The following is a 9,140-nucleotide window of genomic DNA, read 5'->3' as shown; positions in this document are numbered from 1 at the left end:
CGCGCCGTGCCGGCCCCACGCTGGTGGTGGCCGGCATGCGCTTCGAGGCCCGCATTGCCGCGGGCCCCGGCATCGAGACCCTCTACGGCCTGCGCGCCGAAGCGCTCGCGCAGGCCCTGCGCGAGCGCCTGGCGCGGCCCTGCGCCGGCGTCATCAGCTTCGGCGTGGCGGGCGGGCTGGCGCCCGCGCTGCTGCCCGGCAAGGTGATCGTCGCCACCGGCATCCACGATGGCGCCAGCTTCTGGCCGGCCGATGCCGGCTGGCTGCGCGCGCTCTCCCGCGCGCTTCCCGACGCGGCCACCGGCACGCTGGCCGGCGGCGACGACCCCGTCACCGCCGTGGCCGCCAAGGCCGCGCTGCACGCCGCCACCGGCGCGCTGGCGGCCGACATGGAATCCCACATCGCGGCACGCATCGCGCACGCGCATGGCGTGCCTTTCGCCGCCTGCCGCGTGGTGGTGGACCCGGCCGCGCGCGAAGTCCCGCCCGCCGCCGTCGCCGGCATGGGCGCGGACGGCGGCACCGACATCGTCGCCGTGCTGAAGTCGCTGCTGGCCGCGCCCGGCCAGTTGCCGGACCTGCTCAGGCTGGCGCGCGACGCGAAACTGGCCCGGCTCGGGCTGGAGGCCGCGCGCCGCCGGGCGGGCGCGGGATTCGGGCTGATCTGATTCGGGGCTGGCCGGGGCCTGCCTGGCGTTTCGCCGGGCCGCGCCCGGCGCCTGATCCGGACCCGAACGGGTGCCGGCACGCGCATGCCGCCTGCGGGGCGCTCGCGGCGCCCCGCAGGCGTCCTTCCTATTCCTATTCCTTCTTGCTGTCCCCTTCGGGGGCTTTCTGCGCGCCGCCGGCCGGCGGCGGCACCGGCTCGGCCGTGGCGTCGGCAGGCGCGGCGGATGCGGCGGGCGCGGTAGCCGGCGTGCCGGGCGCGGCCGGGGCGGTGTCCGCCGGCGCCTCGTCGTCGTCATACTGCGGCAGCTTGCCGCCACCGCCGTCGATCAGGTACTGGCGCCGCTGCAGGTAGGCATCGCGCACGAAGCTGTAGCGGTCCAGCGCCGCCAGCGCCAGCAGGTCGGTCGCGCCCAGCGCGTTGGTGCGGGCATCGAGGAAGCCCAGGAAATACATGCCGTAGCGATAGTCCTGGTCGATCCAGGTGGTCGGCGAGATCTGGAGATTCACGTACAGGCCGACGCCGTCGCGGATCGAGCTCGGGCCGAACAGCGGCAGCACCAGGTAGGGGCCCGACGGGATGCCCCACACGCCCAGGGTCAGGCCGAAATCCTGCGAATGCTTGCCCAGGCCGGCCGGCGTGGCGATGTCGATCAGGCCGCCGATGCCCAGCGTCGAATTGATGGCGATGCGCATGAAGCTCTCGGCCGCGTCCACGCCCTTGCCCTGCAGCAGGTTGTTGACGAAATTGCCGACGTCGCCGATGTTCGAGTAGAAATTGGTCACCGCCGTGCGCACCGGCTGCGGCGTGACGGCGCGGTAGCCCTTGGCCAGCGGCGTCGCCACGTATTCGTCGAGCTTGTCGTTGACCGTGAACACGGCGCGGTTGAACGGCTCGATGGGGTCGGCCGGGCTGGCCTGCGGGCCGCTGGCGCAGGCCGTGGCCAGCAGCGCGAGGGACAGCGCGGACAGGAGCCGCGCCAGGCGGCTGGATCGGGAATCGGGGCGGTGGGTCATGGTTGGCGGAGGTTCATTGGGCCAGTTTCTTGGCTGACTTGGCGCGTTCGCGCGGCTTGCCCATCAGGATCGGCTGGAAGAAGACGGCGCCGGCCAGCGTGCACACCAGCGCCAGCGCCAGCAGCTTGCCCATGCTGGCGGTGCCGGGATGCTGGGACAGCCACAGGCTGCCGAAGGCGGTGGCGGTGGTGGCCGCGCTGAACAGCACGGCGTGGGTCAGCGGCGACTGCAGCAGGTGCGTCTTGCCCTGGCGCCACGCCAGCACGTAGTAGATCTTGAACGCCACGCCGATGCCGAACAGCAGCGGCAGGGCGATCACGTTGGCGAAGTTGAGCGGGATGCCGAACACCGCGCACAGCTCCAGCGTCAGCAGCGCCGACACCAGCAGCGGCACCAGCGTGCGCAGCACGTCGCCCACGCGGCGCAGCGTGATCCACAGCAGCAGCGTGATCGACAGCACGGCCCACACGCCGGCGTGGGCGAAGGCGGTCATGATGGTGTCGGCCGAGCCGCGGATCGAGATCGGGCCGCCCACGGCGCCCGGCGCGACGCGCTGCACGGCGTCGATGAAGCGCTTGAGCGCGGCGTCGCGCAGTTCGCTGTCGCGGCTGGAGGCGTCGGCGTCGCCGGGCTTGGCCGCGGCGGGCAGCCTGGGGCTGACGCTGATCAGCGCCTGGCCGTCCGGGGCCACCCAGTCGCGCACCAGTGCCGGCGGCAGCGCGGCCTGCGTGATCGGCTGCGGCGACAGCATGCGCTGCAGGCGCGCCAGCGCCAGGCGCAGCGGCAGCGCGATGGCCTGCTCGGCGCGGTCGCGCGTGGCGGCATCGGCGGCGGCGAGCTTGCGCAGCGAGGCGGCCAGGTGCGCCGCTTCCGCCGCGCCCGGGCCGGGATGGTCCTCGGCGGCCAGGGCGAGCTGGCGCGCGGCGTTCTTGAGCGAGTTGACGCGGCGCTCGTCGTTGGCCGGCGTGGCCACGGCCTGCGTCAGCACGGGCAGCAGGCTGGTGGCGGCGTCGGCGATCAGTTCGAGCCTGGCCGGCTGGTCGTCGGGGATGAAGGTCTGCAGCGTGACCACGCGCGCCACTTCCGGCAGCGCGGCGAGGCGGCCGGCGGTGGCCCGCGCGGCGTCCAGCGACGGCGCCAGCACGTTGACGTTGTCGGTGCCGGCCTGGGGCGCGTCCTTGAGCGAGAGCAGCGTGGCCATCGATTCGGAATGCGGGTCCTTCAGGTGCAGCGGATCGAAGTCGAAGCGCAGGTGCAGCAGCAGCGGCAGGCCGGCGAGGATCACGCCGAGCGTGGCGATCAGCACCTGGGTGCGGTAGCGCTCGAAGAAGGCATCGGCCGGCGCCAGCCACTTGAAGCCCGGCACGTCGACGCGGCCGGTCTCGTCCTTCGGGCGCATCACGGTGATCAGCGCCGGCAGCAGCGTGATGGTGGTGCTGAATGCCACCAGCATGCCCACGCCGGCGATCTTGCCCAGCTCCGCCACGCCGCGGTAGTCGGTCGGCAGGAAGCAGAAGAAGGCGGCCGCGGTGGCCGTGGAGGCCAGCGCGAGCGGCACGCCGACCGCCTTGGCGGTGCTGGCGAGCGCGTCGGGAATGTGCGGGTACGTGTGGCGCTCGGCACGGTAGCGCACGCCGAACTGGATGCCGAAGTCCACCCCCAGGCCGACGAACAGCACGGCGAAGGCGACCGAGATCATGTTGAGCGCGCCCACCATCGCCAGGCCCAGCGCGGCGGTGATGGCCAGGCCCACCAGCAGGCTGGCCAGCACGGCCAGGATCAGCCGCTTGGAGCGCAGCGCCAGCCACAGGATCAGGATCACGACCACCAGCGTGAGCATGCCGTTTACCGCCGCGCCCTGCTTGACCGAGGCGAACTCGTCGTCGGCCAGGGCCTGCGAGCCGGTCAGATGCACGCTGGCGCCGTAGCGCTCGTCGAGGCCGAGCTTGAGCGCGGCGGTGCGGATGGCCTCGGCGGCACCGGCGCCGGCCTGGAGGTCGGCGTAGTCCAGCACCGGGCTGAGGGCGACGAAGGACATCGCCTCCGCGCCGGGCGCCGGCTGCTGGCTGGCGTCCACCAGCCCGGTCCAGGACAGCGCGCCCGGCTTGCCGGCCAGCGCCTGGTCGACGGCGGCCGCGCTGCTGCCGAGCAGCCTGGTCATGTCGGCGAGCTTGACCTGGCCCAGTTGCAGCGGCAGCGACAGCGTGGTGGTGAGGGTGTCGGACAGGCCGCGCAGGGTCGGGTCGTGCGCCAGCGCGTTGAGCAGCGGGCGCGCCTGCTTGAGCTGCGAGGTCACGTCGCGCAGCTTGGCGGTGTCGACGAAGAGCAGGCCGTTGCGTTCGAAGAAATCGCCGCCGCCGGGCTGGCTGACGGCGCGAAAGCGCGCGGTGTCCTGCGCCAGCGCGCCGGCCAGCTCGTCGGCGGCGGCATCGGCCAGCTCGGGCGCCGGCGCGCGCACCACCGCCAGGATCATCTGGTCGCGCTGCGGGAAGGCGGCGCTGACCGCGGCATCGCGCTTGGCCCACGGCTGGTCCGACTCCAGCAGGCGGCTGATGTCGGTGTTGATGGCGAAATGCAGGGCGACATAGATGCCGCTGGCGATGGTCAGCAACAGCGCAAGCGCGATCACGGGCCACGCGCGGCGGGTGGAGAACTTGACGATGCGAATGACCGACGACGTCATCATGGGCGTTTTGGGGGCCTGTGTGGGGGCCTGAGTGATGCGCCGGGGAGGGCGCGGTAAAAAAAGGTGCGGCCGCTGGCATGGCTGCCGGCATGGCCGCTGGCACAACCGCCGGCATGGCCGCGGCCGCGGCCGGCGCGGCTCGCGCTGCGGCGCGCGGCGCCGGGCAGCGCGCAAGGTAGCGCGCAAAGCAGCGCCGCGGCACAAAGCGGCAGCCGCGAGTATAACGGGCCGGCGCGGCAAGGCGCTCCGGCGGCGGGCCGCGCGGCGACACGATGGCGGCCGCGGCGGGGCGCGGCACGCCTGCGCATGGGTACGCTATACTGCCCCGTCACGCGCGCGCCGGCGGGCGGCAGCCTGTTTCCGGCCGCCGCCGGGTGCGCCGCGGCGCGCTTTTCATCCTGCTTTCCATCCGGCTTTCCCGGCGGCTCCGCCGGCGAGTGCCGGCAGCGGCCCGGCAGCGGCCCGGCTGGCTTTTTCAGGTCTAAATTCGCATGAAGACACACGGTATTGCTTTCCAGGTCCTGGTCCCGCTCGCGGCGGTGGCGATGGTGTCCGCCGCGCAGGCGCAGTCGGTGGACCGGTCCTCGCCGGACCGCCTGGTGCGCGCGGCGGTCGAGGGCGTGATCGGCACGATCCAGTCCACCCCCGACACGCGCAACGGCGACCTGGCCAAGATCACGGCCGTGGTCGAGCGCCAGTTCCTGCCCTATGCCGATTTCGAGCGCACCACCCGGCTGGCGGTGGGCAGCGCCTGGCGCAATGCCTCGCCCGAGCAGCAGAAGCAGCTCTACGAACAGTTCCAGACCCTGCTGGTGCGCAGCTACGCGGTGTCGCTGTCGCAATTGCGCGAGCAGAAGGTGAAGTTCACCTACAAGCCGGTTCTCGCGGCGGCCGGGGCCAACGACGTGGTGGTGGAGACGCGCGTGCTGAACAACGGCGACGAGATGCAGATCGACTACCGCCTGCAGCGCAGCGGCAATGGCTGGAAGATCTATGACATCAACATGATGGGGGCGTGGCTGATCGAGGTGTACCGCCGCCAGTTCGCCGACATCGTCGCGCGCAACGGCATCGACGGCCTGCTCAAGTACCTGGCCAGCCACAACGCGCGCCAGACCGCGGACGCCTGAGCGCCGCGCGGCAGGCGCACGGAGGTACGCAAGGTACCTCCGGCATGGCGCCCCCATCGGCAGGGGCGCCCGTCGCTCAGTGTCCCGCCGCCGCGGCCTTGCGGGCGGCAGCGTCGTTGGCGGCCTTGGCCTTGGAACGGCCGATTTCCTCGAGCTTGATCTCGACGTGCTTCGAGAACACGTAGTCGGCCGGGCGCTGCTTGTCCAGCGGGATGTCCGGCGCCATCGGGCCCGAGGTGCGCACGCCGCGCAGGGACACGCCCAGCGCCTTGAGCGGATGGGCGATGGTATCGGCCACGGCGGTGGCTTCGAAGCCGCTGTGCACCATGCAGTCGGCGCACTTTTCGTAGTTGCCGGTGCCGTAGGCGTCCCAGTCGGTGGTGTCCATCAGTTCCTTGAAGGTCTTCACGTAGCCTTCGCCGACCAGGTAGCACGGACGCTGCCAGCCGAACACCGTGCGCGCCGGGTTGCCCCACGGCGTGCAGTGGTAGGTCTGGTTGCCGGCCAGGAAGTCCAGGAACAGCGTGGACTGGCTGAAGGCCCAGTTCCTGCCGTTGCGGCCGCGCTGCAGGATGTCGCGGAACAGTTGCTTGGTCTTGTTGCGGTTCAGGAAGTGCTGCTGGTCCGGCGCGCGCTCGTAGGCATAGCCCGGCGACACGGTGATGCCGTCCACGCCGATGTCCTTGACCGAGTCGAAGAACTTCGCGACCTTTTCCGGCTCGGCGTTGTTGAACAGCGTGCAGTTGATGTTGACGCGGAAGCCGCGCGCCTTGGCCGCGCGGATGGCCGCCACGGCGCGGTCGTAGACGCCTTCCTGGCTGACCGCGTGGTCGTGCATCTCCTGATCGCCGTCGAGGTGGACCGACCACACGAAGTACGGGTTGGGCTCGTACTGGTCCAGCTTCTTTTCCATCAGCAGCGCGTTGGTGCACAGGTAGACGAAGCGCTTGCGGGCGATGATGCCCTTGACGATCTCCGGCATGTCCCTGTGCAGCAGCGGCTCGCCACCGGCGATGGACACCACCGGCGCGCCGCATTCGTCGACGGCGCCCAGGCATTCCGCCACGGACAGGCGCTGGTTCAGGATCTCGTCCGGATAGTCGATCTTGCCGCAGCCGTTGCAGGCCAGGTTGCAGCGGAACAGCGGTTCGAGCATCAGCGCCAGGGGATAGCGCTTGTTGCCGGAGAGATGTTGCTTGACGACGTAGGCGCCCACGCGGGCGACCTGCAGAAAGGGAATAGCCATTGACTTCCTTCTTGTATTGGGGGCGGCCGGATGATTATCCGGCGGCGGTTTGCGGGTCCGGCTGCGGCACGGCCTCGGGGGTGGCCTTGCCGGCGGCGGTGCGCGGGCGCGCGGGCGGGTCGGCCAGCTCGGCCGGCAGCCGGAATTCGGCGTGCTCCTCGCGGCCGTCCATGGTGGAGACTTCCACCGGACCCAGGCGGCGCAGCGTGGCGATCACGTCCATGACCATCTCCTCGGGGGCGGAGGCGCCGGCGGTGATGCCGACCACTTCGACGCCGCGCACCCACTCCGGGTCCAGCTCGCTGCCGTCGGCGATCAGGTAGCTGGGCACGCCGCTCTCGGTGCCGATCTCGCGCAGCCGGTTGGAGTTGGAGCTGTTGGTGGCGCCGATCACGAGGATCAGCTCCACCTGTTTCGAAAGCTCGCGCACCGCGCTCTGGCGGTTTTGCGTGGCATAGCAGATGTCGCGCGTGTCCGGTCCCACCAGGTTGGGGAAGCGGCGGGTCAGCGCGGCAATGATGTTGCGCGTGTCGTCCACGCTCAGCGTGGTCTGCGTCACGTAGGCGACCGGGGTGTCGTCCGGCAGGTCCAGCTTGGCCACTTCGGCCTCGCTCTGCACCAGGATCACCTTGCCGGGGATCTGGCCCATCGTGCCTTCGACTTCCGGATGGCCGGCATGGCCGATCAGGATCACGGTGCGGCCGCTGGCCGCGTACTGGCGGCCCTGGGTATGGACCTTGATGACCAGCGGGCAGGTGGCATCGATCGAGTGCAGCTCGCGTGCGCGGGCATCGGCCTCGACGTCCTTGGACACGCCGTGCGCGCTGAAAATGGTGACGGCGCCGCTCGGCACTTCGTCCAGTTCTTCGACGAAGCGCGCGCCCTTGCGCCTCAGTCCTTCCACGACGTGCTTGTTGTGCACGATCTCATGTCGCACGAACACCGGGGCTCCGTGCTTGAGCAGGGCGCGGTCTACAATCTCGATCGCGCGCACTACGCCGGCACAGAAGCCACGGGGTTGAGCAAGAATCACCTGCATAAAAATAGGCCCCCCGACCCAGTCAACGGGTTCAGCATTGGTTGATATTCCGGAATCACTTTCCCGTCATACGGTGGTTACTATATACCCGTGCCGCAACCTTTGCCTGGCACCTGGCATTAGCCAGTAACAATTTGAGGTTTTTTCCGTGAGTAATATGACGTCAGGAGACTATGTCCTGGTAACCGGCGCCTCCGGCTTTCTCGGCTCGGCCGTGGCACGGCAGGCCCTGGCACGGGGTTTCCGGGTGCGCGCGATGGTACGCGCCCAAAGCCCGCGACGCAACCTGGACGGGTTGCCCGTGGAGATCGTGGAAGGCGACATGCGCGACACGCGCGCGATGGAAGCGGCGCTGCAGGGCGTGCGCTACCTGTTCCACGTGGCGGCCGACTACCGCCTGTGGGCGCCCGATCCCGAGGAAATCGTGCGCACCAACGTGGCCGGCACCGAGGCCGTGATGGGCGCCGCGCAGGCCTGCCGCGTGGAGCGCATCGTCTACACCAGCAGCGTGGCGACCCTGCGTGTCGCCGGCGCAACGGCGCCGGTCAACGAAGACGCGCCGATGAGCGGCCACGAGGCGATCGGCGCCTACAAGCGCAGCAAGGTGCTGGCCGAGCGCGTGGTGGAGGGCATGGTGGCGCGCGACGGGCTGCCGGCGGTGATCGTCAACCCCTCCACGCCGATCGGCCCGCGCGACGTGCGCCCCACGCCGACCGGCCGCATCATCGTCGAGGCGGCCAGCGGCAAGATCCCCGCCTTCGTCGATACCGGCCTCAACCTGGTGCACGTGGACGACGTGGCCGAGGGCCACATGCTGGCGCTCGAGCGCGGCGCGACCGGCGAGCGCTACATCCTGGGCGGCCAGGACGTCACGCTGCAGCAGATGCTGGCCGATCTGGCCGCCATGACCGGGCGCCGCCCGCCCACCATCAAGCTGCCGCGCTGGCCGCTCTATCCGCTGGCCTACGCGGCCGAGGCGGTGGCCCGCGTGACCGGCAAGGAGCCGTTCCTGACCGCCGACGGCCTGTCCATGTCGAAATACCAGATGTTCTTCAGCTCGGACAAGGCGCGGCGCGTGCTCGGTTACCAGGCGCGGCCCTACCAGGAGGCGCTGCGCGAGGCGCTGGAGTGGTTCCGCGCCGCGGGCTACCTGCGTTGAGCCGCGCCGGGGCACGGCCCGGCGCTCGCTCAACCGTGCTTGGCTGCCCTCAGCCGCGCTGGGGCGCCTGCGAGCGGCCCTTCCACTGGCCGCCCTTGCGCAGCCAGTAGCGGCGCGCCGAATCGACCGTGGCGCCCAGGTAGAACAGCGCCGTCAGCGGCAGCAGCGGCGCCAGCCACAGCGGCTGGCGGTACTCG

Annotated in this window: 7 protein-coding genes and 1 pseudogene; 3 read left to right on the top strand and 5 right to left on the bottom strand. The window is 70.9% G+C overall.

Annotated elements, in window-relative coordinates:
• Nucleotides 1-20: 20 nt before the first annotated feature.
• Entirely contained in the window at nucleotides 21-668 is a 648-nt protein-coding gene (locus tag K206_RS0113495) for a phosphorylase (protein WP_369796887.1), read from the top strand.
• Between the two features lie 133 nt (nucleotides 669-801).
• Here K206_RS0113495 and K206_RS0113490 read toward each other — a convergent pair whose 3' ends face one another.
• Both K206_RS0113490 and K206_RS0113485 read right to left on the bottom strand, forming a co-directional pair.
• The gene (locus K206_RS0113490) at nucleotides 802-1,683 is read right to left on the bottom strand and encodes a VacJ family lipoprotein (protein ID WP_020202935.1); all 882 of its coding nucleotides are present in this window, start codon (nucleotides 1,681-1,683) and stop codon (nucleotides 802-804) included.
• A gap of 13 nt (nucleotides 1,684-1,696) precedes the next feature.
• Nucleotides 1,697-4,369 carry an MMPL family transporter gene (locus K206_RS0113485; protein ID WP_020202934.1) on the bottom strand — a complete coding sequence of 891 codons (2,673 nt, stop codon included), beginning with the start codon at nucleotides 4,367-4,369 and terminating at the stop codon, nucleotides 1,697-1,699.
• 491 nt (nucleotides 4,370-4,860) lie between these two features.
• On the opposite strand from K206_RS0113485, the gene K206_RS0113475 reads away from it, so the two are divergent.
• Nucleotides 4,861-5,499: a phospholipid-binding protein MlaC gene (locus K206_RS0113475; RefSeq protein WP_020202933.1), complete on the top strand. Its 639-nt coding sequence runs from the start codon at nucleotides 4,861-4,863 to the stop codon at nucleotides 5,497-5,499.
• Between the two features lie 76 nt (nucleotides 5,500-5,575).
• Here the strand turns inward: K206_RS0113475 and hpnH are convergent, their stop codons facing one another.
• Nucleotides 5,576-6,745: an adenosyl-hopene transferase HpnH gene (hpnH, locus tag K206_RS0113470; protein ID WP_020202932.1), complete on the bottom strand. Its 1,170-nt coding sequence runs from the start codon at nucleotides 6,743-6,745 to the stop codon at nucleotides 5,576-5,578.
• Nucleotides 6,746-6,779: 34 nt separating this feature from the next.
• Nucleotides 6,780-7,784 (bottom strand): 4-hydroxy-3-methylbut-2-enyl diphosphate reductase, encoded by a 1,005-nt coding sequence (ispH, locus tag K206_RS0113465; RefSeq protein WP_029043595.1) that lies wholly within the window; start codon nucleotides 7,782-7,784, stop codon nucleotides 6,780-6,782.
• A 157-nt stretch (nucleotides 7,785-7,941) separates the two neighbouring features.
• Between ispH and hpnA the strand changes: the two genes are divergently transcribed.
• Nucleotides 7,942-8,943: a hopanoid-associated sugar epimerase gene (gene hpnA / locus K206_RS0113460; protein WP_029043594.1), complete on the top strand. Its 1,002-nt coding sequence runs from the start codon at nucleotides 7,942-7,944 to the stop codon at nucleotides 8,941-8,943.
• A 49-nt stretch (nucleotides 8,944-8,992) separates the two neighbouring features.
• On the opposite strand, the pseudogene K206_RS42800 reads toward hpnA, so the two are convergent.
• Nucleotides 8,993-9,140: pseudogene (locus K206_RS42800) on the bottom strand (glycosyl transferase family 2); the annotation flags it as partial.

It is taken from the genome of Cupriavidus sp. WS (assembly GCF_000395345.1).
In the GTDB taxonomy this organism is placed as follows: Bacteria; Pseudomonadota; Gammaproteobacteria; order Burkholderiales; family Burkholderiaceae; genus Cupriavidus; species Cupriavidus basilensis_B.
Note: the sequence above shows the minus strand (reverse complement) of the source record. Positions and strands in the feature narration are given on the sequence as shown.